This is a genomic window from Arthrobacter sp. L77 (genome assembly GCF_000816565.1).
GTDB classification, from domain to species: domain Bacteria; phylum Actinomycetota; class Actinomycetes; order Actinomycetales; family Micrococcaceae; genus Arthrobacter_D; species Arthrobacter_D antioxidans.
The window spans coordinates 886,454-912,264 of sequence record NZ_JWSU01000004.1 but is presented as its reverse complement, the minus strand read 5'-3'; the positions used below and the strand labels follow the sequence as shown (position 1 = coordinate 912,264).

Below are 25,811 nucleotides of genomic sequence, written 5' to 3'. Positions count from 1 at the left end.
AGGGTCAGTCGACGGCGTTGCTCTCGGTCAGCCCGTACTTGGTGAGGATCTCCATGTAGTCCGGGGAGGCCTTCAGCTCAGCGAGGCCCGAGTTCAGCTCCTCGAGCAGCTGGGTGTTCTCCTTCGTCACGGCGGCACCGATCAGGCCCGGGAAATAGGGCTCGTAGGGGTCCACGATCTTGATGGCGTCGTTCGGGTTCTGCACCAGGCTGTAGGCGACCACGGCGGCGTCGGTGAAGACGACGTCGACCTGCTTGTTCTCGACGGCCTTCAGGAGCGCGGCCTGCGAGTCGAAGTACTTGATCTCCTTCGGCTCGAGTGATTCGGCGAGCTCGATGAAGGTGGTGCCGGTCTGGACGCCGATCACCGTCCCCTTGGCGTCGTCGCGATTGGTCATGGTCGAGTCTCCGGGGACCACCATGCCTTCGCCCTGCTGGTACCAGGTATCGGTGAAGTCGACCTGTTCCTTCCGGACGTCGGTGATGTACATGGCGTCGACGACGGCGTCCGCCTTGCCTGCCTGGATGGCCGGGATGAGGGTGGCGAACTCGGACACGAACACCTCGACCTCCCAGCCCTTCTTGTCGGCGATCCAGTTGATCATCTCGCCGTCGATGCCCTGCAGGGCCCCCGATTCGTCCGTGAAGGAGAAGGGTGCGTCGTTCGACGTCGCGATGGTGATCGTCTCGATGGCTCCGCCGTCGCCTCCCCCTGCCGCATCTCCGCCGGTGTCCCCTCCCCCGCACGCGGTGAGGGTCAGGGCCACCCCCATCACTGCGGCTGCGAAGGACGTCGTTGTGCGCCTGCTCTTCATGATTGCTCCTTGGTCGATGCTGGGTGGGTCTCGTACCGCGTGATGCGGAGGTCGGCCGTGCGCTGGTGCGCTTCCATCCCCTCGTAGGCGGAGATCTCGGACACGTAGGGGGCCAGGTTCATGGTCGCCGTGCGGTCGACGCGCTGGAAGGTGAGGGGTTTCAGGAACCGCGCGACCGACAGGCCGGCGGAGGACCGCGCCCCGCCTCCCGTGGGCAGCACGTGGTTCGTCCCGGTGATCCCCTTGTCCGAGTAGGCCACCGTGGACCAGGGCCCCAGGAAGAGCGATCCGTAGTTCGTCAGGTTCCTCTGGAAGTAGTCGTCGTCGGCGGTGATGACCTCCAGGTGCTCGGGGGCGAGCACGTCCATCAGCTGGACGGCCGTGGCGTTGTCCTCCGCCACGTAGACCGTCCCGTAGTCCCGCCAGGCGGCACCGGCGATGTCACGCGTGCCCAGGTCCGCGAGCTGGCGGTCCACTTCCGCGATGACCGCGACGGCGAGTCCCCGCGATGTCGTGACCAGGGCCGCGGGTGACTGGGGTCCGTGCTCGGCCTGCCCGAGGAGGTCCGCGGCGACGATCACGGGGTCCGCGGTGTCGTCGGCGATCACGGCGACCTCCGAGGGCCCGGCGAGCAGGTCCATGCCCACCCGCCCGAACAGCTGCCGCTTCGCCTCCGTCACGTAGGCGTTGCCTGCACCCACGAGCATGTCCATCGGCTGCTCGCCGAGCAGCCCGAAGGCCATGGCGGCCAGGGCCTGGACGCCGCCGACCACGAAGGCCCGGTCGACACCCGAGAGGTAGGCGGAGTAGAGCACCGCGGGGTTGCCGGCCGTCGGGGACGTGGGCGGCGAACACGCGATGACGGTGGGAACCCCGGCCGCCCTGGCCACGCCGACGGTCATGAAGGCGCTCGCGAGGATGGGGAACCGGCCGGCCGGTAGGTAGGCGCCGACGCGCTGGACCGGGACGTACCGGTGCCCCACCACCACTCCAGGCATCACCTCGGCCTCGAAGTCCTGCAGGTGCCGGAGCTGCAGGCCGGCGAACGTGCGGGTCCGTTCCGCTCCCGCCTCGAGCGCGGTCCGCAGTGCGGGCGTCAGTGCTTCGCCGGTCCGGCGGAGGGCGTCGGCGTCCATCTCGATGTCACCGCCGCCCCAGCCGTCGAGGATGCGGGAGTACTCCGAGACGGCGTCGCGCCCGCCCTGCTCGATGACCGACAGCATCTCCGAGACCGTGCCGACCACCTCCGGCAGTCGCTGTGCCGGCACGCCCCCGATCGCCGCGCTCTTCAGGCATTCGTAGGAGCCCGTGATCGAGGACGTATGGTGCGCCGTGAGTTCCATGGAAGAAGCGTAGATCCGCGCCCGGCCATAGGGGAACCCTCCCTTTGCCAATGCGACCTATAGGCTTGCCCTATGACCCTCAACCAGCTCCGTGCTTTCCTGGCGGCCTACAGCTGCCGCTCGTTCAGCGCCGCGGCGAAGGACCTCGGCATCAGCCAGGCCTCGACGTCCGAGCTGATCTCCCGGCTCGAGCAGGAACTGGGCGCACCCCTGTTCGCCCGCACGTCGAAGGGGCTCTCCCCCGCCCCGGCGGCGGAGGAGCTCCATGCCCACGCCCTCGACTGCGTGAATTCCGCACGCCGCGGGGCCGAGGCCGTGCAGGCACTCCAGACGCTCAACGGAGGCGTCTCGACGTTCGGCGTGCTGAGGTATGCGGCCAACTACGACCTCGCGGACCTCGTCGTGCAGTTCCACCGGCAGCACCCGGAGGTGAGGGTGCGCATGATCGGCCTCAACTCGCACGTGGTGGCCGCGTCGGTCGCGGGTGGGGAGATCGAATGCGGGATGGTCGTCCTGCCGGTGGACAGCGACGGCCTCGAGATACGCCCCCTCGCCCGCGACGAGGTACGGTTCATCTCCTCCACCCGCCCCGCCGGCGCCGGTCCGGTGAGCATCCAGGAGCTGGCCGCCTCGAAGCTCGTCCTCTACGACGCCCACGCGGGCTGGAAGGATCCCACGCGCCGCCAGCTGAGGGATCGCGCGGACCTCGCAGGGTTCTCCATCGAGGGCGAGATGGAGGTGGAGCACGCGGAGACGGCGTACAGCCTCGTGGCAGCCGGCGCGGGCGATTCCTTCATGGCCAGCGGCATCCTCGCGTCCATGCGGCACGAGGACAACGTGAGGAGCTTCCCGTTCGCCGAACCCCTCTACGACACCATCGCCCTCGTCCAGCGGAAGCACGGCTACATCTCACCGGCCACCCATCGGTTCTCCGTGTTCGCGGAGCGGGCCATCGCGGCCCAGGGAGGGCTGACCAGCCTGGTATGACCGATGCACCCCGGTTCTGCAACCCCTCCGCCGGAGCCCGGCGCCACCTGATCCCGCGGCGTACGGTGGAGGGATGAGCGTGCCTACAGATTCCAGGGTGGCCTTCGACGGGCGCTTCGCGCGGGACCTTCCCGAGATGGCGGTCGCGTGGCAGGCGGCGCCCGCCCCGCACCCCGCCCTCCTCGTCCTCAACGAGCCGCTCGCCGCCGAGCTCGGGCTCGACCCGGCGTTCCTGCGCTCCCCCGAGGGGCTGTCGCTGCTGGTCGGCACGACGGCGCCCGAGGGTGCGACGCCGGTGGCCCAAGCCTACGCGGGCCACCAGTTCGGCAGCTTCAACCCGGGGCTCGGTGACGGCCGCGCGCTGCTGCTGGGGGAGGTCACCGGTGTCGACGGCCGGCTCCGCGACGTCCACCTCAAGGGCTCCGGGCGCACGCCCTTCGCGCGCGGCGGTGACGGTCTCGCCGCCGTCGGGCCCATGCTGCGCGAGTTCATCGTGAGCGAGGCCATGCAGGCGCTCGGCATCCCGACGACGCGCTCCCTCGCCGTCGTCGCCACCGGCAGCGACGTACGCCGCGAGACGATGCTGCCCGGCGCCGTCCTGGCGCGCGTGGCGAGCAGCCACCTGCGCGTGGGCAGCTTCCAGTACGCCGCAGCCACGGGCAACCCGGACCTGCTGAAGCGTCTCGCCGACCACGCGATCAGCCGGCACCACCCCGCTGCCGCGGCGGCGGAGCGCCCCTACCTGGCCCTGTTCGAGGGGGTCGTGTCCGCGCAGGCCTCGCTCGTGGCGCAGTGGATGCTCGCCGGATTCGTCCACGGCGTCATGAACACGGACAACATGACCATCTCCGGCGAGAGCATCGATTACGGGCCGTGCGCCTTCATGGACGTCTTCGACTACGCCGCGGTCTACAGCTCCATCGACCGCGACGGCCGCTACTCCTACGCCAACCAGCCGCTCATCGCCGAGTGGAACCTCGCACGGCTCGCCGAGACCCTGCTCCCGCTCATCGACGACGACCGCGAGCAGGCGGTCCCGCTCGCCGTCGCCGCACTCGAGACGTTCCGCCCCCGGTACGGCGCCGCCTGGCTGGCCGGGATGAAGGCCAAGCTGGGACTGCCCGACGACGTCGACGGCGAGGTCGCATCGGCACTGGCCAACGACGTCCTCACCCTCCTGCAGGACAACCACGTCGACTACACGTCCTTCTTCCGTGGCCTCGGCTCCGTGGTCCGCGGCGACGCCCGCCCGGCGCGGGACAGGGTGCTCGACGTCGCCGCCTTCGACGCCTGGACCGCCCGCTGGCTCGCGCACACGCCCGACGCCGACGCGATGGACCGCGTGAACCCCGTGTACATCCCCCGGAACCACCTCGTCGAGGAGGCCCTGGACGCGGCGACGGCCGGCGACCTCGACCCGCTGGGCCGGCTGCTCGAGGCCCTCACGGAGCCCTTCGAGGAGCGGCCCGGCCTGGAGCGCTACGCCGCCGGGGCGCCGGACGACTTCGGGGCGTACACGACGTACTGCGGCACGTGACGGTCACGGGAGTCCGGTGACCGCCCGACACCTCGATGCGGAGCGGCTTGTCCACCGGAAAGTGGTCTCCGGGCGCCTCAGGCCGAACCGCGTAGCGTTGCAGCCATGAGTGCATCCTTCGACATCACCCGGGTCAGCGACAACGAATATCGAGTGCGGACCGAGGCGGAAGGACAGCCCGTGGAATCGCTGTTCCGCATGAATCCCGACCTGCAGGGCCGCCTCGGGACCGCGGATGCGGACGAGGTGACGGTCGTCGAGGCGACGGCGCGCTTCCTGGCCCGCCACCAGTCGGTCATCGACTTCCCGCCCATGATCGACCTCGAGGACATCCTCGCGACGTACGACGACGCCCCGGAGCAGATCCAGCGCCTCCTCGCCGAAGGATCGCCGGATCCCGACGCGTAGGGTCCGCGAGCCCCGGGGATCGGGCACCCCGTGGACGCCGCCGGCCGGTGACACCACATCCGGCGCCGCAGCGCACGTCTTTTCGTCCGACCGGGGCGGACTTCCGGAGACGACCGCGGCGGACCACTCTTGGACCTACCACCCATCGCACAGGAGGTCCGCATGAGCTCTCGACATCTCGACCGGGTCCAGGCCGCAGGGCGCCAGGGAGCAGGTACTCCCGGTGCCGTGTTCCAGGACCGCCTCGACACCAGGACGGACCTCCAGGACGCCGTGGCTGACGCCCTGATCAGCGGCGAACCCCTCATGACGGTGGCGATCCTCGCCGATCTGTCCCCGCTGGCCGCCCTCGACGCGCTGGAGCAGCGCACCCTCTCACGGGCCGGTTCCCCGCAGGCACAGCCGAGCGCCTGACGGTCCGGCCCACCTACCGGGCACCCGCACGCAGCGCCCTACCGCACCCCGGCACGACGACGGCGGTCGTTGCCCGAGCGCAGGTCCCGGTTGAGCCGGCGGTCGCCGTGGTACAGGATGGACCCCCAGTCCGCCTCCTCCGGTGCCTTGTCGATGACCTTCGACTCCTCGACCTTCTTCACCCGGGGTGCCACGTACAGCCAGTTCAGCACGCCGAGCCCCATGTCCACGGCCGAGTTCTTGATGCCGATGTACGCGCGGATCGCACCGGCCGCCAGGACGGCGTTCAGCCCGGCGAACAGCGCATTGCCCCAGTTCTGCTCCAGGACGTCCCGGGTAAGGGTCAGCAGGGAGAAGGCCACGATCGCATACGGGATCACCACATAGAGGCCGGGCGCCGCGGTGCGGTCCTTGACCTTCGGCGTGCGGACGAACGGGATCTTCTCCCCCGTGAACGCCTGCTGGATGGACTTCAGCACGCCGGCGAGGTTGACCGGCAGCAGCACCAGGTTGAATCCGTAGATCCGGAAGATGTCCGAGAAGCGGTGCCCGCAGTCGCGGAGGTCGCTGCCCATCGCCAGGAAGTACGGCGCCGCGGCGAGGAACACGACCGGGCTCAGGAGCCGGCTGTCGTACGGGTAGGCGAGGAGGAACAGCAGCCCGAAGCTCGCCCACGCGATCGACGCCATGTAGTTGACCCGCAGCAGCACCTCCCGGAAGAGCACCTGCTCGCGGAGGTGGCGGCGCCGTCGCAGCTGGTTCCACAGCTTGGGCAGGATCAGCAACCCGCCGTTGGCCCACCGGCGCCGCTGCACCACGAGCGAACCGAAGTCCGGGGGCGTGGCGCTGTAGCTGAGGCGCTCGGGGTAGTTCATGAGCGTCCACCCGTGGCTGCCGAGGTCCACGCTGGACTCGGTGTCCTCGATGACGGTGCGGTCCTGGATGTAGGTCTTGATCTCGAAGCCGCCCACGTTCTCGACCTCGACGATGTCCTCGACCGCGCGCTTGCGGATCACGGCGTTCGCGCCCACCCAGAACGTGGCCCCGTAGTAGGTCATGCCCTGGTGCAGGATGTGCTGGATGTCCGTCGACGCACCGGCCACCCGCTCGATCCGCGTCGGCGCGCCGCGGAACGAGGAGTACGGCGTCTGGGTGACGGCGATGCGCTCGTTCCCCGGGGACTCGAGCAGGTGCACGAGCCGCACGCAGTAGTCGCGCAGCAGCAGGGAATCGGCGTCGAGCGTCAGCAGGTAGGTGGAATCGGGGACGTCCAGGACGTCGTCGTCCTCCGCGTCCTCCCCCTCCGCCATCGGGCGCAGCACCGTGCCGGTGGCGACGTGCTCCTTGCGCCAGCGATGGCCCATCAGGGAGATGTAGGCGTTGAGGTTCATGGCCTTGTTCGCCTCGTGGGACAGCGAGGCGTAGGCCTTCCGCTCGAAGGTCTCCAGCCGCGTGTTGAAGATCCGCACGAGGCGCACGTACAGCTCGCGGAGGCGGTCCGGCTCCGGGCACTGCTCCTGCGCCAGCGCGGCCCGGAGGGCGTACACGGTCAGCCGCAGCTCGCGGGCGAGTCCCATGACCACCAGGTCCACGAAGAACTCGTCCACGTGGTCCTCCACCGCCTCGGTGTCGGCCATGGTCTCGAGCCATACGGCGGCGTCCTCGTACGCCCTGATGAGCGGGGGCAGGTCGTCGCACGACGACGGCGCGTCCGGCCCGCGCGCCACCAGGGAGGCCTCGAAGCCGGCCAGCGCGGCACTCGCCCGCGTGGACGGCTCCAGGAGTGCGGACTCGATCTCGAACGAGAGTGCCCGGGTGGCCTCGAGGCGCTGCCGGATCGCCGGGTCGGTGGGATGCGGCGGGTCGTCGAGGAGCAGGACCACGCGGATGTTGGGGAATTCCTGCAGGGCGGCGGACCACAGGGTGGCCCGGACGACGGCGGGCTCCTCCGCGTAGGAGGGCACGAGGACGGTGATGCCCTCCCGGTGATCGGCGAAGTGGCGGTCCAGTTCCCCGCGCGGCACGCGCCGGTGGTCGCGGAACCGGTACAGCGCACCCTGGCGGGCCAGCAGGTACATGAGCGCGGAGAAGGTCAGGAACGTGACGACGATCAGGTACGAGACCGCCTCGACCTGGAACCGGAAGCCGGCATCGGGATTGTTGGCGAACTGCCGCAGGATCGTCGTGACGATGTAGGTCAGCCATGCCAGCACGGTGACCACGATGCCGAGCCGGCCCAGAGCGATCTTCCGCGAGGACGGCGTCGGATGCACGATGGACAGCGGCTCCGAGCGACGCTCCGCGCCCCACTGCCGGCGTCGGGCCGCGACGGCGGCCGGCGACGCCTTCTCGAGGACCGCGGCGGCGGCGGCGCCCGGGAACGGGTCGGCGGTCATGCCCGCGGTCCCGGCGGGCGTGGCATCGGCGCCTGCTCGAGGTGCCGGTGACTCGGTGGCATCGCTGGATCTGGACATGGCTACCTCGGCAGTTGGCGGGCGGGTGGATGACGTCCCCCCGCGACATGCAGCGTCACTCTCCACCCTCGGCCCGCCCTCCGTGAGCGTTAGGCAAAACAATGACGGAGGCCGGAATCTCCCATACGCTTCAAGCGTCTCGCGCATCCCCGGGTGCGCACTCCCGCCTCCTGTGGAGGCCATGATCTGGGGTTCCTGTGTCTTCACGCTTTCCTGGCCGGAGGCTGTCCGTCCTCCGCCTGCTCCTGCTGTCCGCCGTCGTCGTCGCCGTGTCCGCGGGTGGACTCACGGGCTGGAACCGGTGGGAGGACGCGAGGGCCGCCGAGGGCGCCGGCGCCTTCTTCGCCGGCTACGTCGACGTCACGGCGACGCCCTCCTACGCGTTCGAGGACCCCGCGAAGGGCGCCGGCGGCAGCGCGGTGCTGTCCTTCATCGTGGCGTCGAAGGAGGACCCGTGCACCCCGTCCTGGGGCACCTACTACGGCCTGGACGAGGCCGAGGCGGCCCTCGACCTCGACCGCCGCGTGGCACGGCTCGTACAGGACGATGGTGAGGTCATCGTGTCCTTCGGCGGACTCCTGAACAGCGAGCTCGCGACCGCCTGCACCGACCCCGGGGACCTGGTGGACGCCTACTCCACCGTCATCGACCGCTACATGCTGACCACCGTGGACCTCGACATCGAGGGTGAGAACCTCAAGGACGTCGCCGCCGGCAAGCGCCGTGCCGAGGCCATGGCGACGCTCCAGGCCGAGCGGGCCGGCACGGACACGCCGCTCAACGTGTGGCTGACCCTGCCGGTCGCCCCGACCGGCCTGACCGCGGACGGCACCGCCGCCGTCGCGCAGTTCCTGGAGGCCGGCGTCGACCTCGCCGGCGTGAACGTCATGACGATGGACTACGGCGGCAGCCGGCCCGAGGGTACGAGCATGCTCACCGCCTCGCAGAACGCCGCGGATGCCACGCACCGCCAGGTGCAGGTCCTCTACGAGCGGGCGGGCATCGCGATCGGTCCGCAGGCCGCGTGGCGGAAGATCGGGCTGACCCCGATGATCGGGCAGAACGACGTCAAGGGCGAGGTGTTCACGCTCGACGACGCCAAGGCCTTCAACGCGTTCGCCGCCGAACGCGGCGCGGGCCGCATGTCGATGTGGTCGCTCAACCGCGACGCCACGTGCAGCGAGAACTACGCGGACACCACGGTGGTCTCGGATTCCTGCAGCGGGATCGATCAGCAGGGCCTGCTCTTCGCGCCGATCCTCGGGGCGGACTTCGAGGGCCGCGCGGCGACGCTCGCGGACGAGCCCGTGACCGAGGAGACCCCCGAGGTCCTCGTGGAGGACGACCCCGAGACCAGCCCGTACCCCATCTGGTCCGACGTCGGCACGTACCGCGAGGACGACCGCGTGGTGTGGCAGGGCAACGTGTACGTGGCGAAGTACTGGACGCAGGGCGACCTCCCGAACGATCCGGTGCTGCAGGCGGAGGAGACCCCGTGGACGCTGCTCGGTCCGGTGCTGCCGGACGAGCGGCCCGTCCCCGCGGTCACCGCCCCGGCCGATCTCTACCCGGAGTGGGACCCGAAGCAGGTGTACGAACGCGGCGACCGGATCCTCGTCGACGGGCGCGTGTACGAGGCGAAGTGGTGGAGCCAGAGCGACAGCCCCGAGGCTGCCGTGCAGGGCTCGGACGCCTCGCCCTGGCAGAAGCTCGACGACGCCACCCTCCTGAGGATCCTCGAGGAACCCCCGGCCCCCTGACCGGTCGGGAACCTTCGGCACTGGGCGGTGCGCGCCGGCAGAACGAGGGTTGCTCCATGGCGACGATCCACATCATGGAGCACGGCGAGCAACGCACGGCGGGCGTCCGGGAGCAGGTGCCGATGACGGAACTCACCGAGTTCTTCTCCCGCGCGTTCACGGACACGATGGCGGCGTTGCAGGCCCAGGGCGTGCACCCCACCGGAGCGCCGTTCGGGAAGTACTACGGCCCGCCCGGCGCCGTCGTCGACGTCGAAGCGGGCTTCCCGGTGGCTGCGGTCATCGCACCGGCCGGGAACGTGGTGCCCGGGACGCTGCCGGCCGGGCAGGTGGCCGCAGCGACCCACACCGGGCCCTACGACACGATGACGGACACCTATTCCGAGCTGGAGCGCTACTTCGCGGACTCGTCGCTGACGCCGGGACCGGTGATGTGGGAGACCTATCTCAGCGACCCGGAGGTGGAGCCCGATCCCGCGAACTGGCGGACCGAGATCTGCTGGCCCGTGCACCAGGGCTGACGCGCGGCGCAGCGATCGCTCGGCCTCACGCCATGGACGGCGTCTGCCGGTCCCTGACGGCCACCGTGACGAGGGCGATGAGGCCGAGCACGGGGATGACGACCAGGAGGGCGAGACCGATCAGCGACGACGCCGTGGTCGGGTCCGCCGCGGGGAGGAAGAGGGAGATGTCCCACAGTGCGTGGGCGGCGATCGCCGGAACCAGGAGCCCGCTGATCCTCCGGAACGAGTAGAGGATGGCCCCGGTCATCGTCGCGAGCAGCACCTGGTTCAGGACCGCGGGAACGGGCGAACCGGTGATCAGGTTGGTCAGGTGGAACACACCGAAGACCACCGACGTGCCGACCGCCACCGTTGCCTCGGTGCGGCCGTCGGCCCGCAGGCCCCGGAGGAGGATGCCGCGGAACAGCGTCTCCTCGGCGAATCCCACCAGTGCTCCTGCGACGAGGATCGGGATCAGGAGGTCGATGCCCAGCCCGGACCAGTCCACGAAGACGAGGTGGAGGATGATGCCGACCACGAAGGCGGCCACGGCGACCCAGAGCACGACCGGGACCCGCAGGCGTTCCCTGTCCCGGAAGATGCCGTCCCAGCGGGACCACCACAGGAAGGCGATGAGGACGATCGTCCCGGCCGCCAGGGGCAGGACGGCGGTGCGCCAGACGTTCGCCGAGGAGTCGAACCACTCCGTGTAGGGGATGCCCGACGTCGCCGCCGTGACCGTGAAGACCGCGGCGTAGACCACCACGACCAGCAGGGCAGGCCCTGTGGACGGCCTGATCCGGGGAGCACGTTCGAGGGCGGCGGAGGTGTTGGACTGCGGCATGATCGACCCCTTCGAGCAGGTCCGCCGGTGCACTGGCGGTCAACGGGACCATATGCCGCCGGGAAACGGCCCGCATCCTCCGTCCCGGGTGATCGCCGGAAGCACGACCGCGCCGACCGCATCCTGCACCCTTCTGCAGTCCCGGACAGGGCTGTACTGTTCTCCGCATGACCGCCCAGCCCGGTGTTGTCCTGCCGGCTCAGGATGGTGCCGCCGCCCGGGACACCATCCTCGATCGTGCCCTGTTCGCGTTCAGCGGTCTCGCCGCCGTCTGGTTCGCCGCCATCCTCCTCGAGGAGACCCTGCAGTGGGGGCAGCTGTGGTTCGGCCTCGTCTTCTGGGTGGTCCTCGCCTACCTGGTCCTCCCCCGGGTGCACCGCATCCTGACGCGCATCTACCTTCCCGACTACTTCATCGGCCGGGCGCGGACGAGCGACGGCCTGCTCGGCGACCCGATCAACGTCGCCCTGCTCGGCAGCGCCCAGCAGCTCCACACGGCGATGCACCGCGCCGGATGGATCCTCGCCGACGCCGTCGACCTCCGCAGCAGCCGGCGGATCGTGACCGCCACGCTCCGGCGGCGCAGCTACGACCAGGCCCCGGTCAGCCCGCTGTTCCTCTTCGGGCGCCAGCAGGACCTCGCCTACCAGCAGGAGGTGGACGGCAACCCCGGCAAACGGCACCATATCCGGTTCTGGCCGTGCCCGCCCGGCTGGGTGCTGCCGGGCGGGATCGCCGTCGACTGGCTGGCCGCGGGCACGTACGACCGCTCCGTGGGGCTGTCGCTGTTCACCCTGCAGATCACGCACAAGATCGAGGCGGACACGGACCGGGAGCGGGATTTCGTCCTGGCGTCCCTCCAGGCCTCGGACCCCCGCATCGGCGTGAGGGTCATCGAGGACTTCTCCACCGGCTACCACTCCCGCAACGGAGGCGGGGACAGCATCTCGACGGACGGCGACCTGCCCGTCGTGGACCTCACGGGCGTGGACCCGGACCCCGAAGCACCCCTTCCGCCGGTGGACCAGCGGCGGACGACGCCGGCCCCCACCATCGTGGGCGCGGTCCTCGTCGGGCTGCGCGCGCTGGCCGCCCTGGCGCTCGGCCTGGCCCTCCTGGGCGGGGCGACGGACGCCGTCACCGCCACGGGGTCGAATGCCCGCGTGATCCCCGCCGTGGCCACCGTCCTCGTCGCGTTCGGGCTCTTCGACCTGGTCCTCGCCCGCTTCGTGCTGCGTGGCGGGAACAGGGCTCGCATCACCGCGATGATGCTCAGTGCGGCCGCCATCACGAGCCAGGCCGTGGTCGCCTTCGGGACGGGCGCGCCCGTGACGTTCGAGACGACGCTCCTGGGGCTCTCGCTCGACATCCTGCTCATCCTCGCCCTGTCGAGTCAGCGCTCACGCGAGTTCGCGCACCGGCGCCGCCGCCGGGCGTGATCCCGGCGCGCACCGGGTACCTCAGCCGAGGGCGGCGAGACCGCCGGAGAGCACGACGACGCCGAGCAGGAGGATCACGCTCGCGAGGACCACCTGGCTGTTGTGCGCGAACCATCCCACGAAGCGCTCCAGCGGACGCGCGGCGCGGTCCCCGAGGAGGGTGAGGGCGGCCAGGGGTGCCAGGACGCCGAGACTCGCCACCAGCACGAACACCAGGAGCACCGCGAACTGGGTGCCCACGTCCCCGGTCTGCGCGACGATCGTCGCGACGCCGGACAGGACGATCACGACGTTCTTCGGGTTCACCGAGCCGAGGAGGAAGGCCATCCGGAAGGCCCGGCCCGCCTCCATGCCCTCCAGCGTCGTCATCCATTTCGGGCTCGCCCGGGCGGCATCGCCCCGTGGCCGGCGCACGAAGGCGCGCGCCGCGAGCGCGATGAGCGCGACGCCGAGGGCTATCCGCAACCACGCCAGCCAGGCCGCCGAGTCCGAGGCGAGGGTGACGACGTCCGCCAGCAGCAACCCGAGGGTCCCGACGGCGAGCATGCCGACCAGCCAGCCGAGGGTGAAACGGCGCAGCACGCCCCGACCGGCGATGGTGCCGAGCACCGCGGCCATCGCCACGACGGGCAGTGACGCGAGCATCCCGCCGACGGCGATGGGCAGGACGGCCCCGAGCGCGGCGATCACGGCGTATCGATCGGGAAGCCCGGGTCGCCCCGGTCCAGGACCCCCAGCAGCGCGGTGAGCACGCCCTCGTCGCCGCTGACTTCGAGCCCCCCCGAGGTGAGGTCGCCGCCCACGAGGGCGATCAGGCGCGGCTTGGTGAGGGTGATCGTGAGCTCCGCCGTCGTGTCCGCTCCGCAGCGGGTGGTGGTCAGCACCCCGTTCCTGAGGGTGAGACGGTAACGCCGGTCGAGGTCCGCGAAGACGACGACGACGGCGAGGTCGAGGGACCACGCCCTCGGGCCGTTCACGGAGATGGCGATGGCGTCGAAGAGCTGTTCGGGGGTGAGCTGCGCGATCAGGGCCGGGGCGGCCGTGGAGGCCGGCGTCCCGAAGTTCCCCTCCCGGAGTTCGGTGGCGCCGGAGAGGAAGAAATTCCGCCAGGTGCCGTTCTCTGCGCCGTAGCCGAGCTGCTCGAGGGTGTCGGCGTAGAGGGCCCGGGCGGCGGGATGATGCTGGTCGGCGAACACCGCGTGGTCGAGGAGGGTGGCTGCCCAGCGGAAATCGCCGGCGGTGAACGCGGCCTGCGCGAGGTCGACCAGCCGGTCCATCCCGCCGAGCGCCTCCACGTAGCGTGCACCGAGTTCGGCCGGCGGGTGGGGCCAGAGCCGTGCCGGGTTGGCGTCGAACCAACCCATGTAGCGCTGGTAGATCGCCTTGACGTTGTGGCTCACCGAGCCGTAGTAGCCGCGCGCGTTCCAGGCGTTCTCGAGCGTCGGCGGGAGTTCGATCAGCTCGGCGATCTCGGCGCCGGTGAGGCCCTGGTTCAGGTGACGGAGCGTCTGGTCGTGCAGGTAGGCGTAGAGGTCCCGCTGCGTGCTGATGAACTCGACGATCTCGGCACGCCCCCAGGTGGGCCAGTGGTGGGAGGCGAAGGCGACGTCGGAGCGGTCGGCGAACAGGCCGATGGCCTCGGTGAGGTACCCGGCCCAGAGGTGCGGGTCCCGTACGAGTGCACCGCGCAGGGTCAGGAGATTGTGCTGGGTGTGTGTGGCGTTCTCCGCGAGGCAGAGAGCACGGAAGCGGGGGAAATAGAAGTGCATCTCGGCGGGCGCCTCGGAGCCGGGCGCGAGCTGGAACTCGATCTCGACGCCGTCGACGGTGTGGATCCGGCCCGTTGCGGTGATGAGCACCGTCGGGACGATCAGGCCGACTTCCCCGCTGGAGGCCGTCTGTCCGAGCCCGGTGCCCACCTGGCCCTGCGGACCCCGGGCGAGGGACGCCCCGTACATGTATCCGGCCCGCCGCGCCATCGCCGTCCCAGCGTAGACGTTCTCCGCGACCGCGTGGCCCGTGAATCCCTCGGGGGCGATGATCTCGACCAGCCCGGCATCGGCGTCCGCCTGGGAGGTGACGCCGAAGACTCCGCCGAAGTGGTCCACGTGGCTGTGACTGTAGATCACCGCGACCACCGCGCGGGCGCCGCGGTGCTCCCGGTACAGCGCAAGGGCGGCGGCCGCCGTCTCGGTGGAGATCAGTGGATCGATGACGATCACCCCGGCGTCGCCCTCCACGAAGGTGATGATCGACAGGTCGAAGCCACGCACCTGGTAGATGCCCTCCACGACCTCGTACAGGCCCTGCTTCGCGGCGAGCTGCGACTGCCGCCAGAGGCTCGGGTGCACCGTCGTCGGCGCGTCGCCCGCGAGGAAGGAGTAGCTCTCGTTGTCCCAGACCACCCTGCCGTCGTCGGCGGTGACGACGCCCGTGCCGCGGGCGATGAAGCCGCGGTCCGCGTTCTCGAAGTCGCGGGTGTCCGAGAACGGGAGGGACTGCAGGGCCGCGCGGTGCGCGTGTTCGATGGGTGGTGTTGCGCGTTTCTGCTGCATGGCGTGGCCTCGCTCCTGCGCGGGTGGACTCTGCCTCCCCACTCTGGACACCTCCCCGGGGGCGAGCAACATCCTTTCCGGGTGAGGACAGGGGCGGCGGCAGCGACCAAGAATGGCCAGACCACCGGCGACCGGCACGGCCGCACCACCACCGCGCTCCAAGGAAGGAACGCTCCATGTCGACGAGGAAACCCGTTCTGGCCGGACTGATCATGTGTGGGGCGGTCGCGGCCCTGCTGGCCGGCTGCAGTTCACCCACCCCGAGCGAGAACACCGACCAGGCCTGTGCCTCCGCCGAAGCCTTCCGGACCGCGGTGAAGGATTTCACGGCCTCCCTCAGTCCGGACACGACCGTCGACGAGGTCCAGGCGGCACGCGAGGAGGTCCAGCGGACCTTCGAGGATCTGATGGAGGAGGGCGGGGACGTGGCCGAGGACAAGAGGGAAGCCCTGAACAAGTCCGTCGGGGAGTTCCAGACGGCGGTCGACGCGGTCCCCGACAACGCCCCGCTGCTCGAGCGCGCCGCCGTCCTCCGGGCGGAAGTCGCCAAGATCGACGTCACGCGCGACGAGTACATCGCCGAACTCGGGTGCGGCTGACCGTGGAGGACACCCCGTGAACGCCGAGGGAGTGCGGACGTTCGGCGTGGAGGAGGAACTCCTCCTCGTCGACGGTGCCACCGGTCAGCCGCTCGCTGCCTCCTGGGCCCTGCTCGAGGAGTACGCGGAGGCCGGGGAGGACACCGCGGGACCGAAGCTCGAGGCCGAACTGCAGCAGGAGATGATCGAAGTGGTCTCCTCCGCACCCCGCGCGCTGGTGCGGCTGGTATCGGACGTCGTCGTCGGGCGTGCCGTCGCGGACCGGGCTGCCCGCGCGGTCGGGGCGCGTGCCGCCGCCCTGGCCACGTCCCCGTTGCCCGGGACCCCGCACGTCCACCCGACGGCGCGGTTCGGCACGATCATCGACCGCTACGGCGTCCTCGCCCGGGAGAACCTGACGTGCGGCATGCACATCCACGTCTTCGTGACGTCCCCGCGGGAAGGCGTGGGAGTGCTGGACCGCATCCGCAACTGGCTGCCGGTGCTGGTGGCCCTGAGCGCGAACTCCCCCTTCATCAACGGGCAGGACACCGGCTTCACCAGCTACCGCTCGCAGGTCTGGCAGGGGTGGCCCTCGGCCGGACCCTCACCGGTGTACGGGTCGGTGGACGCCTACCGTGCCCGGGAGGAGGAGCTGATGGCCACCGGCGTCCTCCTGGACCGCAAGATGCTCTACTTCGATGCCCGGCTGTCCCACACCTATCCGACGGTGGAGATCCGGGTGGCCGACGTGTGCCTGTTCGCCGACGACGCCGGGCTGATCGCCGCCCTGGCGCGTGGCCTCGTGGAGACCGCGGCCCGGGACTGGCGCGCGGGCCTGCCGCCGGCGAAGATCTCCGCTCCGGCCCTGCGCCTCGCCGGCTGGCAGGCGAGGCTGTCCGGGCTGGGGGCGGATCTCGTGCATCCGCTGACGGGGCGCCCCGCCCCGGCGTGGGATGTGGTGGCGGCCCTGCTGAACCATGTGCTGCCCGCCCTGGACGAGGCCGGGGACACCGAAGCCGTGGTGGACGGGCTCGTCCGGCTGCTCGAGCGCGGCACCGGCGCCGACCGGCAACGCGCCGTCCTTCACCGCACCGGCCGGCTGGCGGATGTGGTCACCGATGCCGTGGAGGTCACCCACTCCTTCGACCGGGGCGGCGCCACGGCCGGCGCCGTGGACCCCGGGGTCGGCTGAGCTGATGGACGGCGGTCCTCCCTGGTCCCGGGCGCAGTGCACCGACGCGCCAGGAGGTCCCCCATGAACGAGGTGACCATCGTCCTCGTCTCCGCGGCCCTCTTCGGGTGGGCGCTGGTCTCGGCGCGCCTGCAACGGGCCGATCTGACGCCGTCGATCGTGTTCCTCGTCCTCGGAGGGGCCCTGGCGGGGCTCGGCCTGGTGGACGGCTCCACGATCCCCGAGACGTTCGCTCCCCTGGTCGAGGTCACCCTGGTGTGGGTGCTCTTCTCCGACGCCGCCCGATTACGGGTGCAGCAGCTGCGCGAGGACGTGGGCCGGCTCGTGCGGCTCCTCGGCCTCGGGCTGCCCCTGACGATCCTGGCCGGATGGGCGCTGGCCGCCTGGTTGTTCCCGCAGCAGGGACTGTGGCTGGCCTTCGTGGTGGCTGCGGCGCTGGCCCCGACGGACGCCGCCCTGGGGCTCCCCGTGGTGACGAACCCGGCCGTACCGTCGCGGATCCGCAGGCTGCTCACCGTGGAGAGCGGCCTGAATGACGGCATCACCACCCCCGTGGTCCTGCTGGCCATCGCAGGAGCGGCCGCTGCCGCCGGCGTGGAGGGTGCCGAGGGTGCCGGGCCTGCGGTGATCACGCTGCTCATCGGCGTGGCGGCGGGTGCGGCGGTCGGCGGCGCAGGTGGGTGGCTGCTGCGGCGCGCCCGCCGACGCGGGAGCGCCGCCGAGGAGTTCCTGGGCATCGGCGTCCTGGCCCTGGCCCTGCTGGCCTACGCCGGCGCCGTCGAGGTGGGCGGCAACGGATTCGTCGCGGCCTTCTGCGCAGGGCTGGCGTTCGGCAGGTTCGCCGGCCCCCGCGCCGAGGGCGAGCTGGTGTTCCTCGAGCAGACGAGCAGCCTGGTGTCGATCCTCGTGTGGTCGGTCTTCGGTGCCGTCACCGTCGCCATCGTGCTGGACCGCATCACCGTGCTGACCGTCGTCTACGCGGTGCTCAGCCTCACGGTGGTGCGCATGGTGCCCGTGGCCCTGTCCCTGATCGGCACCGGCCTGGACCGCAACACCGTGCTGTTCGTGGGCTGGTTCGGTCCGCGCGGCCTGGCGTCCATCGTGTTCGCCCTGCTCGCGCTGGAGGCGCTCGGACCCGAGGCCGACGACGCCGTGGCGATCATCACCGTCACCATCCTCCTCAGCGTCCTGGCCCACGGGCTCAGCGCCGCGCCACTGGCCGCGCGGTACGGGCGGGCGGCGGCAGCGTCGACGTCGAACCCTCCCGCGGCCCGGCCGTAGGAAGCGCCGCCGATCGCGGTCTACTTCGGGAGGGCTTTCCCGTCCGCATCGAGGTAGTCGCGCCATGACCGCCGGGGTTCCCACCCGAGCAGCTCCTGGGCTTTCCGGCTGGAGATGCCCGAGGCGTCCGTCCGGTCCAGTCCGCGCAGTTCGATCTGGTCGCCGTAGTACTTCGTGAGGATCTCGGCGAAGTCGTAGCCGCCCACGTTGTCGGGGGATGCGATGTAGAAGACCTCGTGCCCCGGCAGGTCCGACCCGGTGGCGAGGACGATCGCGTCGGCCAGGTCGTAGACGTCGATGTAGCTCCAGAGGTTGGGGCTGAGGACCGAGGCGTCGCGGATCTGCGGCCCGAGGTTGTGCTCGTAGTTGCCCTCGAACTGGACCCAACTGGGCCGGATGGAGATACACCGGATGTCCGCCCGGGCCACCGCGGCGTCCATGAGCTGCTCGCCGAAATGCTTCGACAGGGCGTAGGGGTCCTGCGGGTGGATCGGGTGCTCCTCGTCCACGGGGGCGTAGTCGGGCAGGAAGTCACGCTCGGGGAAGAAGAACCCGGGGACGGTCTCGCTCGAGATGTAGACGAAGCGCTTGACGCCGAATCGGATGGCCGCTTCGAGCACGTTGAACGTGGCCATCAGGTTGGTCTGGAACACGATGTGGGGCGGGTTGCCGGTCGGCTCGGGGATCGCGGCGATGTGCACCACGGCATCCGCGCCGTGGACGACGGCGTAGGCCTCCCCCGCGTCGGTGAGATCCGCCATCGTGTACCGGGGGGCGTCGTCGGCCTTGCGTTCGAAGCCGGGCCGCGTGAGGTCGGTGGCGTGCACTTCGTGTCCGGCGGCGATCATCGCCTGCGTGGTGGCGCGACCGACCTTTCCGTGGGCGCCGGTGATCAGGACCTTCATGGTGTCTCCTCGGGTTGATGCGGGTCGATTGGCAGGGCGGCTACTCGTCGATGCCGGTGCTCTCACTGACACGCCGCCAGGTCTCGAGCGAGGCGAGCTGCGCCCGGAGGACGTCGGCGTGGGCGGTGGTCGCGTCGGCCCCGAGGATGAGCACTTCGGGTGCGTCGGTGGAATCCACCGCGGTGATGATGGCCGCCGCGGCCTTGGCAGGGTCCCCGGGCTGCGTCCCGTGGCTGGTGTCGTTCTCCTTGCGGCGCCTGCCCGCGGTGTCGGCGTAGTCGTCGATGGCTTCCGCGGACTGCTGGAGGGATCGGCCGGAGAAGTCCGTCCTGAATCCGCCGGGTTCCACGACGATCGCCGTGATACCCAGGGGTTGCAGTTCCTTGCGCAGTGACCCGGTGAGCCCTTCGATCGCGGCCTTTACGGCTGCGTAGTAGCCGGACCCGGCCGGGGTGACCCTCGCGCCGATCGAGGACAGGTTCACGATGATGCCCGAGCGGCGGGAGCGCATCTGGGGCAGGACGGCCTTGGTCATGTCCACCGTGCCGAAGAAGTGCGTGTCGAACAGGGTGCGCACGTCGTCGTCGTCACCCTCCTCCACGGCGGCGCGGTATCCGTAGCCGGCGTTGTTGACCAGCACGTCGATCCCGCCGAACGTCTCGGTACCGCGCCGCACCGCCGCCTGCACCTGGCCGGGGTCCGTCACATCGAGGGAGAGGGCGAGCGCCGTGTCGGGGTACATCGCTGCGAGATCCTCGACCTTCGAGGCATCGCGGGCGGTGGCCACCACGGTGTCGCCGCGCTGCAGCGCGGCCTCTGCGAGGGCGCGACCGAGTCCGGTCGAGCAGCCGGTGATCAGCCAGGTGGTCATGGTGTCTCCTCGAGGGCGCCGGCGTTCCACCGGGTACGTACCAGTCAACGCCAGAGTCCGTGGTTCCGTCCAAACCATGACGGAATACGCGCCGGAAGGGCGGGGAGGGCCGCGCCGTGCCGATCTGCGGTACGGTCCGGGCCGGATACGCCACCGGCACCCCGCAGGTGGGGGTACCGGCGGCCGTCGACCTGTTGCTACTTGGCGGCGCCGCGCGTCGAGCCCGTGGTCTCGTCCACTGGCGAACCGTCGGTGCGATCCTCCGGCTCGGCCGCGATCACCGGCTCGTCCTGCACCGTCTCGCGGTCGTTCCTGGCGTCGTCGCCCCGGGTCTTGAGCAGGCTCGCGATGGTGGCGACCGTGATGGTGGCGCCGATGAACAGCAGCGAGAACCAGATGGGGATCTCGGGGACCCAGAGGAGCGGCTGCCCGCCGTTGATGAAGGACAGCTCGTTGACGTGCAGGGCGTGGAAGACGAGCTTCACGCCGATGAACGCGAGGATGACGGCGAGCCCCTGCGCGAGGTAGACCAGGCGTTCGAGCAGTCCGCCGATGAGGAAGAACAGCTGGCGCAGGCCCATCAGGGCGAAGGCGTTGGCCGTGAAGACGATGTACGCCTCGTTGGTCAGGCCGTAGATCGCGGGGATGGAATCGACGGCGAAGATGAGGTCCACGAAGCCGATCGCGATGATGGTGAGCAGCATCGGGGTGACGAAGCGCTTGCCGCCCTTCTTCACGGTGAGCTTGTCCCCGTGGTACTCGTCGGTGACCGGCAGGACGCGGCGGACCATCTGCATGAACTTGCCGTCGGCCGGGTTGGCGTCGTGGCTGCCGAACGCCTGCTTGTAGGCCAGGAAGAGCAGCAGGGCACCGAAGATGTAGAAGATCCAGGAGAAGTTCTCGATCAGGCTCGCGCCGATGGCGATGAACCCGCCGCGGAGGATGAGCGCGATGATGATGCCGACCATCAGCACCTTCTGCTGGTACTTCTTCGGGACCGCGAAGCCCGTCATCACGATCAGGAATACGAAGAGGTTGTCGATCGACAGGGCCTTCTCCGTGAGGTAGCCGGCGAAGTACTCGCCGCCGAAGTCCCAGCCGGAGACCATGCCGATGCCCACGCCGAAGAGCAGGGCGAGGCCGATGTAGAACGCGGACCAGCGGGCCGATTCACCGATGGTGGGTTCGTGGGGTTTGCGCACGTGCGCGAAGAACTCGTAGACGAAGAAGAGGATCGTCACGGCGATCGTGATCAGCCAGATCGTGGGGGTGACCTGCATGTGGGTACTCCAAAGGGTAGGCGTCGGACATAGGCGCCAAGGTCTCCTCCGCCCGGACGGAACCGGAACCGATGGGCCCGGGATGCTTCAGTGCATCCGTATTGACGGGCCGATCACAGACGGGAGTACTCCCCTTGATATGAAAAGCCTAGCGTACGCCTGGCCGTGCGTATTCCCGGGGCGCGAGCGGCCACCGCCGTGGGGCGGGTGGCTAGGCTGGGTGGATGGCGACAGTAATCCTCGTGCGGCACGGCCGCACCACAGCGAATGCCACCGGGCTGCTGGCCGGCAGGACCGTCGGCGTCGGCCTGGACGAGACGGGGCGCGACCAGGCCGCCGTGACCGGTGACCGGCTTGCCGCCGTGCCCGTGGTCGGCGTGGTGTCCAGCCCTCTCGAGCGGTGCCAGCAGACCGCGCGGTTCATCCTCGATCGCCAGACCGGCACCCCGCATGCGCCGATCGATGCCGATCTCACCGAGTGCGATTACGGCCAGTGGCAGGGCCGCCTGCTCAGTGATCTCGCCACCGAGCCCCTGTGGCCGGTCGTGCAGTCGCAGCCCTCCGCCGTCACCTTCCCCGGCGGCGAATCCATGGCCGCGATGCAGGCGCGGTCGGTGGCGGCGATCCGACGCCACGATGCAGCCTTCGAAGCCGAGTTCGGGCCCGGCGCCGTGTGGGTGGCGGTGAGCCACGGCGACATCATCAAGTCGATCCTCGCGGACGCCTACGGCATGCACCTCGACCTGTTCCAGCGCATCAGCGTGGGCCCCGCCTCGGTGTCGATCGTGCAGTACGGCTCCAGCCGGCCGAGCGTTCATGCGACCAACACCGATGCCGGGGACCTGTCGTGGCTGGCGAAGGGCACCGTCTCCGGCGATGCGCCGGTGGGCGGCGGCGCAGGGCCGACGGCGGCACGCACCTCGTCGGCCTAAAATACTCCTATGCCTACAACTGTTCACGAGTTCGCCTGGCCTGACCGCGTTGTCGTCGGCACCATCGGCCTCCCGGGGGCGCGCACGTTCTACCTGCAGGTGCGCTCGGGGTCCCAGCTCGTGAGTATCGCGCTGGAGAAGCAGCAGTCGGCGCTGCTCGCCGAGAAGATCGACGAGATCCTCGACGAGCTCAGCACCCTGGACGGCAATCCCTTCAGCGTTCCCACGAGCACGCCCATCGAACTCGTCGACAACGACCAGCTCGAGACCGTCGATGAGCAGTTCCGCACCGGTGCGATGAGCCTGGGGTGGGACCCGGCGACGGCGCAGGTGGTCATCGAGGCCTACCCGCTGCCCGAGACCGACGACGACGCCGCGCTGCTCGACGACGATGAGGCCGACGCCTCCGAGATGCTGCTGGTGCGCATGCCGGTGGGGACCGCCCGTGCCTTCACCAAGCGCACCCGGGAGATCGTGGGCGCGGGCCGCCCGATTTGCGTGATCTGCGGGCAGCCCATCGATGCCGACGGGCACATCTGCGCCATCCCCGAGGTCTGATGCCGGCGCCCGACCTCGTGACCGCCGAGCTGACGCTCACCGGCCGCATCACGACGGCGTCGAACGCCACCTTCCTGGGCAGCATCGGCGACACGGCGGTCGTGTACAAGCCGATCCGGGGCGAGAAGCCGCTGTGGGATTTCCCCGACGGCTTCCTGGCGCACCGGGAAGTCGCCGCCTACCTGGTGTCGGAGGTCCTCGGCTGGAACATCGTGCCGCGCACCTGGCTGCGCGACGGTCCGTTCGGTGAGGGCATGGTGCAGCTCTGGCAGGAGACGGATGCCGACCAGAGCGCCGTGGACCTCGTCGCGGCGGACGAGGTGCCGGAGGCCGGGTGGAAGCAGGTCCTCGAGGGTCAGGACGAAAGCGGGCGGATCGTCGCCCTCGTGCACGAGGACACCCCGGTGCTGAGGCGCATGGCGGTGTTCGACGTCGTCGCCAACAATGCCGACCGGAAGGGCGACCACATTCTTGCCGTCGCGGACGGGCACCGCTACGGCGTGGACCATGGGCTCACGTTCCACAGCGACCACAAGCTGCGCACGGTGCTGTGGGGGTGGATCGGCGATGAGCTGACGGCCGACGAACTCGAGGGCGTCGGTCGTGTCAGCGAAGGGCTGCGGGGTGTTCTGGGCCGACACCTGGCGGAGTTGCTCACCGCCGAGGAGGTCTCGTCGCTCACCGCACGCTGTGCCGCCCTACGTGCGACCGGGCGGTTTCCGGGTCCGAGAGGTGAGATGTCCGCGGTGCCCTGGCCGCTGTTCTGAGGGGACTAACGCGGTCCTGGATGAGGCTGTACCCTTACCCATTGCTGGCCTCGGTGCAAGCTGCCATTCTTGGTGGATCCGCACGTCCGGCAGTGAATGAAGGGACGAGACGATGCCGCTCTACCTATCGAAGTTCAGCTACACACCGGAGACCTGGGCGAGGCTGATCAACGCTCCCGAGGACCGCGAAAAAGCCGCCCGAGCGTACATTGAATCCGTCGGAGGGAAGCTGCACGGATTCTGGTACGCCTTCGGCGCCCACGACGGCTACAACCTGTGGGAGGCGCCCGACAACGTCTCCATGGCGTCAGTTGCACTGGCGATCAGCGGGGGCGGCGCACTGAGTTCGCTCGAGACGACAGTGCTGCTGACCGTCGACGAGACGATGGAAGCCATGCGCAAGGCCGAGCAGATCAAGTACCGGCCTCCTGGAACCCAACACTCCTGACCTATAGGACGCCGACGCGCCTTCTGTGGCTCTCCTGCACTGACTCCGGAGTCGCTGCTGTTCAGCACAAGTCATGCTCTGGCCGGACCCCGCCCGCCGATTATCGGACACTCGTGAGCAGGGGCGGATCTCTGACTGTGAGGTCAGTTGCGAGACAGTTTCGGGCCTGCTCAGCAGTAGGGTGAGATGCTTGTGATGCGTTGACCGGGTTACCCGATCCGAACAGGAGATCCGTCGTGCCGACACCATCGACGACGCCTGTGCTCGCATCGTCGACATGGTGCGCACTGCACCTGAACAGCTAGGCACAGATCCGCTGGGCATGCTGCTCGAGATCGACGAAATCGCCAGAACGGCCCCGCCGGAGCTGGCCGGCCGGATCGCTGAGTTCCGTGATGCCGTGAAGAGTTTCCGGCAGGGCGACGAATCACTGAGTTTTCTCCATTTCTGTTCATCGACAGAAGCAGACACCTACCCTTCTGCCTTGGTGGAGGGGTAGGCATGTGTGAGACTGCTGCCCGCTCAGCTCATCGCAAGCTCCTAGGCCGCCTCTACGTCGATGACCGGCGGCAGTGAAGGCAGCGTTAGCACCGGGGCGGAACGACGCTCACGCAGGGCTACCTGGATCGGAAGCGGGGGCATCAGCCGGCCCCGATCGATGAGCTCGAGAGTCCGCCGGGACTGCGGGACCGGTGTCTTCGAGTCTGCGTCGTGGTATTCGCCGGGGTGGGTGATCATGGCTGGCTTCTCTTGCTGGTGATGAGTCCGCCCATAGGCTATTCGTCGCCGGTGACAGTTGAGCGGGGTGCTCCCGCGGTGAGAATCGTCATCGCGGCGGCGATCACCGGCTGCTGCTCGGGCCCAAGGCAGGCTTGGCGACATCGGTGATCATCCGGTTACGGTCGACGCCGAGGAAGCCACGGACGATGCCGCCGATAGGCTGGCCTGACGGTTGTTACGGGAGTCATTCGAGGCGCGGCGCTGGACCAGGTGAGCGCCGAGGGCGCAACTAATGAGGACGCGAAAGCGCAGATGCTGTCCTGAGTGCCCGAAGCGAGGCAGCGACCTATGTCCGAGCGCGTGGGTACTCGTTGATGACGTCGCGGGCGATACGGGCGTTGGAGTGTGCGGCGGGCAGGTCGGAGTGGATGCACACCGATTCCACCCGGACGGGCAGCTCGTTGCCGGTGGTAGTGATGACGGATCCTGTAGTGATGGCGGTGCGGAGCCTGTCAGCGAATTCGTCGGGGGTGCGTTGCTTTCCGTGTCGCTCCACGACGACGATCCCGTCGTCCCCGTAGCTGAGGTCCGCGTAGAACTCGGCAACAAATGGCACATTGCGGCGGCTGGCAGTTCGTTCGTGAGCCGTCCCGGGCAGCCCGAGGACTGGTACGCCGTAGTGGAGTGCCACGTCGCAGAGGGCATCCATCAGGTCCTCGTCACGGGCCAGCATCCCGTAGAGGGCGCCGTGGGGTTTGATGTGGTTCAGTGGTGCACCGGCCGAGCCGAGGAAGCCGACCAGCGCGCCGACCTGGTACTGCACCAGGTCCCGGACCTCACTCTTGTCGAGCTTCATCTCGCGGCGGCCGAAGCCAACGAGGTCAGGCAGGCCAGGGTGAGCGCCGACCGTAACACCGTGCTCAAGGGCGGCCTCGACGGTCTGCCGCATGGTGGATGGGTCCCCGGAGTGAAACCCGCACGCCACATTGACGGTGTCGACCAGCGGCAGCAGCGCCGGGTCATTGCCGAAGGAGTGAATACCCAGGGCTTCGCCCATGTCGGCGTTGAGCGTGATCATCAAGGGTCCATTCTCTGCTTCGATGCGGCGTGGCCTGCGTGTGCGTCTCTGCACGCTGGTCGTGGTGTCCGGGGGACGCGCCGCGGGACCGGTGTGGGGCCTGGTCCCGCGACGCGAGCT

At 69.7% G+C, this 25,811-nt stretch carries 25 protein-coding genes; 15 read left to right on the top strand and 10 right to left on the bottom strand.

Annotation, left to right across the window (positions count from 1 at the left end):
* Positions 1 to 4: 4 nt before the first annotated feature.
* Both RY94_RS06885 and hisD read right to left on the bottom strand, forming a co-directional pair.
* A complete protein-coding gene (locus RY94_RS06885) occupies positions 5 to 814 on the bottom strand; it encodes an ABC transporter substrate-binding protein (protein WP_052274039.1) in 810 nt (269 codons plus the stop codon).
* The gene (gene hisD, locus RY94_RS06880) at positions 811 to 2,157 is read right to left on the bottom strand and encodes a histidinol dehydrogenase (protein ID WP_043443021.1); all 1,347 of its coding nucleotides are present in this window, start codon (positions 2,155 to 2,157) and stop codon (positions 811 to 813) included. Before hisD ends, RY94_RS06885 begins: the two co-directional genes overlap by 4 nt.
* Before the next feature lie 72 nt (positions 2,158 to 2,229).
* Between hisD and RY94_RS06875 the strand changes: the two genes are divergently transcribed.
* From RY94_RS06875 to RY94_RS06860, 4 genes are all read left to right on the top strand, one after another.
* Positions 2,230 to 3,144 (top strand): LysR family transcriptional regulator, encoded by a 915-nt coding sequence (locus RY94_RS06875; protein WP_043443019.1) that lies wholly within the window; start codon positions 2,230 to 2,232, stop codon positions 3,142 to 3,144.
* Positions 3,145 to 3,217: 73 nt separating this feature from the next.
* Positions 3,218 to 4,681, top strand: coding sequence for a protein adenylyltransferase SelO (locus RY94_RS06870; RefSeq protein WP_043443017.1), 1,464 nt, complete (start codon positions 3,218 to 3,220; stop codon positions 4,679 to 4,681).
* A gap of 105 nt (positions 4,682 to 4,786) precedes the next feature.
* Positions 4,787 to 5,089 (top strand): hypothetical protein, encoded by a 303-nt coding sequence (locus tag RY94_RS06865; protein WP_043443015.1) that lies wholly within the window; start codon positions 4,787 to 4,789, stop codon positions 5,087 to 5,089.
* A 162-nt stretch (positions 5,090 to 5,251) separates the two neighbouring features.
* Positions 5,252 to 5,503, top strand: coding sequence for a hypothetical protein (locus RY94_RS06860; RefSeq protein ID WP_156135051.1), 252 nt, complete (start codon positions 5,252 to 5,254; stop codon positions 5,501 to 5,503).
* 38 nt (positions 5,504 to 5,541) lie between these two features.
* Here RY94_RS06860 and RY94_RS06855 read toward each other — a convergent pair whose 3' ends face one another.
* Positions 5,542 to 7,977: a glycosyltransferase family 2 protein gene (locus RY94_RS06855; protein ID WP_231554438.1), complete on the bottom strand. Its 2,436-nt coding sequence runs from the start codon at positions 7,975 to 7,977 to the stop codon at positions 5,542 to 5,544.
* A gap of 197 nt (positions 7,978 to 8,174) precedes the next feature.
* On the opposite strand from RY94_RS06855, the gene RY94_RS06850 reads away from it, so the two are divergent.
* Together RY94_RS06850 and RY94_RS06845 are read left to right on the top strand one after the other, a co-directional pair.
* Complete coding sequence (locus RY94_RS06850; protein ID WP_043443010.1) at positions 8,175 to 9,737, top strand: chitinase; 1,563 nt, start codon at positions 8,175 to 8,177, stop codon at positions 9,735 to 9,737.
* A gap of 56 nt (positions 9,738 to 9,793) precedes the next feature.
* The gene (locus tag RY94_RS06845) at positions 9,794 to 10,258 is read left to right on the top strand and encodes a GyrI-like domain-containing protein (RefSeq protein WP_052274038.1); all 465 of its coding nucleotides are present in this window, start codon (positions 9,794 to 9,796) and stop codon (positions 10,256 to 10,258) included.
* Between the two features lie 25 nt (positions 10,259 to 10,283).
* Here RY94_RS06845 and RY94_RS06840 read toward each other — a convergent pair whose 3' ends face one another.
* On the bottom strand, positions 10,284 to 11,084 hold the full coding sequence (locus tag RY94_RS06840) for a CPBP family intramembrane glutamic endopeptidase (RefSeq protein WP_156135050.1): 801 nt from the start codon (positions 11,082 to 11,084) through the stop codon (positions 10,284 to 10,286).
* A gap of 167 nt (positions 11,085 to 11,251) precedes the next feature.
* On the opposite strand from RY94_RS06840, the gene RY94_RS06835 reads away from it, so the two are divergent.
* Positions 11,252 to 12,523 carry an LssY C-terminal domain-containing protein gene (locus RY94_RS06835; RefSeq protein ID WP_052274037.1) on the top strand — a complete coding sequence of 424 codons (1,272 nt, stop codon included), beginning with the start codon at positions 11,252 to 11,254 and terminating at the stop codon, positions 12,521 to 12,523.
* A 21-nt stretch (positions 12,524 to 12,544) separates the two neighbouring features.
* On the opposite strand, the gene RY94_RS06830 is transcribed toward RY94_RS06835, so the two are convergent.
* Positions 12,545 to 13,213, bottom strand: a complete 669-nt coding sequence (locus RY94_RS06830; protein ID WP_043443006.1) for a GAP family protein — start codon at positions 13,211 to 13,213, stop codon at positions 12,545 to 12,547.
* Positions 13,210 to 15,078, bottom strand: a complete 1,869-nt coding sequence (locus RY94_RS06825) for an alkyl/aryl-sulfatase (protein ID WP_043443004.1) — start codon at positions 15,076 to 15,078, stop codon at positions 13,210 to 13,212. Before RY94_RS06825 ends, RY94_RS06830 begins: the two co-directional genes overlap by 4 nt.
* 176 nt (positions 15,079 to 15,254) lie before the next feature.
* On the opposite strand from RY94_RS06825, the gene RY94_RS06820 reads away from it, so the two are divergent.
* From RY94_RS06820 to RY94_RS06810, 3 genes are all read left to right on the top strand, one after another.
* A complete protein-coding gene (locus RY94_RS06820) occupies positions 15,255 to 15,677 on the top strand; it encodes a hypothetical protein (RefSeq protein ID WP_043443002.1) in 423 nt (140 codons plus the stop codon).
* A 16-nt stretch (positions 15,678 to 15,693) separates the two neighbouring features.
* A complete protein-coding gene (locus RY94_RS06815; protein WP_043443000.1) occupies positions 15,694 to 16,851 on the top strand; it encodes a glutamate--cysteine ligase in 1,158 nt (385 codons plus the stop codon).
* A gap of 63 nt (positions 16,852 to 16,914) precedes the next feature.
* A complete protein-coding gene (locus tag RY94_RS06810) occupies positions 16,915 to 18,132 on the top strand; it encodes a cation:proton antiporter domain-containing protein (protein ID WP_043442998.1) in 1,218 nt (405 codons plus the stop codon).
* Positions 18,133 to 18,152: 20 nt separating this feature from the next.
* Here the strand turns inward: RY94_RS06810 and RY94_RS06805 are convergent, their stop codons facing one another.
* The 3 genes from RY94_RS06805 to RY94_RS06795 all read right to left on the bottom strand — a co-directional run bounded on the left by RY94_RS06805 (position 18,153) and on the right by RY94_RS06795 (position 21,188).
* The gene (locus RY94_RS06805; RefSeq protein WP_043442997.1) at positions 18,153 to 19,037 is read right to left on the bottom strand and encodes an NAD-dependent epimerase/dehydratase family protein; all 885 of its coding nucleotides are present in this window, start codon (positions 19,035 to 19,037) and stop codon (positions 18,153 to 18,155) included.
* 40 nt (positions 19,038 to 19,077) lie between these two features.
* Complete coding sequence (locus RY94_RS06800; RefSeq protein ID WP_043442995.1) at positions 19,078 to 19,908, bottom strand: oxidoreductase; 831 nt, start codon at positions 19,906 to 19,908, stop codon at positions 19,078 to 19,080.
* Between the two features lie 197 nt (positions 19,909 to 20,105).
* The gene (locus RY94_RS06795; protein ID WP_043442993.1) at positions 20,106 to 21,188 is read right to left on the bottom strand and encodes a TerC family protein; all 1,083 of its coding nucleotides are present in this window, start codon (positions 21,186 to 21,188) and stop codon (positions 20,106 to 20,108) included.
* A 224-nt stretch (positions 21,189 to 21,412) separates the two neighbouring features.
* Here RY94_RS06795 and RY94_RS06790 point away from each other — a divergent pair, with 224 nt between their 5' ends.
* The 5 genes from RY94_RS06790 (at position 21,413) to RY94_RS17725 (ending at position 24,392) form a co-directional block, all read left to right on the top strand.
* Complete coding sequence (locus tag RY94_RS06790; protein WP_043442991.1) at positions 21,413 to 22,120, top strand: MSMEG_4193 family putative phosphomutase; 708 nt, start codon at positions 21,413 to 21,415, stop codon at positions 22,118 to 22,120.
* A 9-nt stretch (positions 22,121 to 22,129) separates the two neighbouring features.
* Positions 22,130 to 22,678, top strand: a complete 549-nt coding sequence (locus tag RY94_RS06785) for a DUF3090 domain-containing protein (protein WP_043442988.1) — start codon at positions 22,130 to 22,132, stop codon at positions 22,676 to 22,678.
* Entirely contained in the window at positions 22,678 to 23,445 is a 768-nt protein-coding gene (locus RY94_RS06780; protein ID WP_043442986.1) for an SCO1664 family protein, read from the top strand. The genes RY94_RS06785 and RY94_RS06780 overlap by 1 nt, the downstream gene beginning before the upstream one ends.
* 112 nt (positions 23,446 to 23,557) lie before the next feature.
* Positions 23,558 to 23,893 carry a GYD domain-containing protein gene (locus tag RY94_RS06775; protein ID WP_043442984.1) on the top strand — a complete coding sequence of 112 codons (336 nt, stop codon included), beginning with the start codon at positions 23,558 to 23,560 and terminating at the stop codon, positions 23,891 to 23,893.
* A 277-nt stretch (positions 23,894 to 24,170) separates the two neighbouring features.
* Positions 24,171 to 24,392 carry a hypothetical protein gene (locus RY94_RS17725; RefSeq protein WP_156135049.1) on the top strand — a complete coding sequence of 74 codons (222 nt, stop codon included), beginning with the start codon at positions 24,171 to 24,173 and terminating at the stop codon, positions 24,390 to 24,392.
* A gap of 567 nt (positions 24,393 to 24,959) precedes the next feature.
* On the opposite strand, the gene pxpA is transcribed toward RY94_RS17725, so the two are convergent.
* Positions 24,960 to 25,691, bottom strand: a complete 732-nt coding sequence (gene pxpA, locus RY94_RS06765; RefSeq protein ID WP_043442981.1) for a 5-oxoprolinase subunit PxpA — start codon at positions 25,689 to 25,691, stop codon at positions 24,960 to 24,962.
* Between the last annotated feature and the right edge of the window lie 120 nt (positions 25,692 to 25,811).

What these genes read in the sequence shown, in the direction of transcription:
- RY94_RS06810 (WP_043442998.1), top strand. Translation starts at nt 16,915, where the DNA reads ATGAACGAGGTGACCATCGTCCTCGTCTCCGCGGCCCTCTTCGGGTGG.
- RY94_RS06840 (WP_156135050.1), bottom strand. Translation starts at nt 11,084, where the DNA reads ATGCCGCAGTCCAACACCTCCGCCGCCCTCGAACGTGCTCCCCGGATC.
- RY94_RS06800 (WP_043442995.1), bottom strand. Translation starts at nt 19,908, where the DNA reads ATGACCACCTGGCTGATCACCGGCTGCTCGACCGGACTCGGTCGCGCC.
- RY94_RS06775 (WP_043442984.1), top strand. Translation starts at nt 23,558, where the DNA reads ATGCCGCTCTACCTATCGAAGTTCAGCTACACACCGGAGACCTGGGCG.
- RY94_RS06865 (WP_043443015.1), top strand. Translation starts at nt 4,787, where the DNA reads ATGAGTGCATCCTTCGACATCACCCGGGTCAGCGACAACGAATATCGA.
- pxpA (WP_043442981.1), bottom strand. Translation starts at nt 25,691, where the DNA reads ATGATCACGCTCAACGCCGACATGGGCGAAGCCCTGGGTATTCACTCC.
- RY94_RS06780 (WP_043442986.1), top strand. Translation starts at nt 22,678, where the DNA reads ATGCCGGCGCCCGACCTCGTGACCGCCGAGCTGACGCTCACCGGCCGC.
- RY94_RS17725 (WP_156135049.1), top strand. Translation starts at nt 24,171, where the DNA reads ATGGTGCGCACTGCACCTGAACAGCTAGGCACAGATCCGCTGGGCATG.
- RY94_RS06820 (WP_043443002.1), top strand. Translation starts at nt 15,255, where the DNA reads ATGTCGACGAGGAAACCCGTTCTGGCCGGACTGATCATGTGTGGGGCG.
- hisD (WP_043443021.1), bottom strand. Translation starts at nt 2,157, where the DNA reads ATGGAACTCACGGCGCACCATACGTCCTCGATCACGGGCTCCTACGAA.
- RY94_RS06795 (WP_043442993.1), bottom strand. Translation starts at nt 21,188, where the DNA reads ATGCAGGTCACCCCCACGATCTGGCTGATCACGATCGCCGTGACGATC.
- RY94_RS06785 (WP_043442988.1), top strand. Translation starts at nt 22,130, where the DNA reads ATGCCTACAACTGTTCACGAGTTCGCCTGGCCTGACCGCGTTGTCGTC.
- RY94_RS06855 (WP_231554438.1), bottom strand. Translation starts at nt 7,977, where the DNA reads ATGTCCAGATCCAGCGATGCCACCGAGTCACCGGCACCTCGAGCAGGC.
- RY94_RS06825 (WP_043443004.1), bottom strand. Translation starts at nt 15,078, where the DNA reads ATGCAGCAGAAACGCGCAACACCACCCATCGAACACGCGCACCGCGCG.
- RY94_RS06835 (WP_052274037.1), top strand. Translation starts at nt 11,252, where the DNA reads ATGACCGCCCAGCCCGGTGTTGTCCTGCCGGCTCAGGATGGTGCCGCC.
- RY94_RS06845 (WP_052274038.1), top strand. Translation starts at nt 9,794, where the DNA reads ATGGCGACGATCCACATCATGGAGCACGGCGAGCAACGCACGGCGGGC.
- RY94_RS06790 (WP_043442991.1), top strand. Translation starts at nt 21,413, where the DNA reads ATGGCGACAGTAATCCTCGTGCGGCACGGCCGCACCACAGCGAATGCC.
- RY94_RS06885 (WP_052274039.1), bottom strand. Translation starts at nt 814, where the DNA reads ATGAAGAGCAGGCGCACAACGACGTCCTTCGCAGCCGCAGTGATGGGG.
- RY94_RS06805 (WP_043442997.1), bottom strand. Translation starts at nt 19,037, where the DNA reads ATGAAGGTCCTGATCACCGGCGCCCACGGAAAGGTCGGTCGCGCCACC.
- RY94_RS06875 (WP_043443019.1), top strand. Translation starts at nt 2,230, where the DNA reads ATGACCCTCAACCAGCTCCGTGCTTTCCTGGCGGCCTACAGCTGCCGC.
- RY94_RS06860 (WP_156135051.1), top strand. Translation starts at nt 5,252, where the DNA reads ATGAGCTCTCGACATCTCGACCGGGTCCAGGCCGCAGGGCGCCAGGGA.
- RY94_RS06870 (WP_043443017.1), top strand. Translation starts at nt 3,218, where the DNA reads ATGAGCGTGCCTACAGATTCCAGGGTGGCCTTCGACGGGCGCTTCGCG.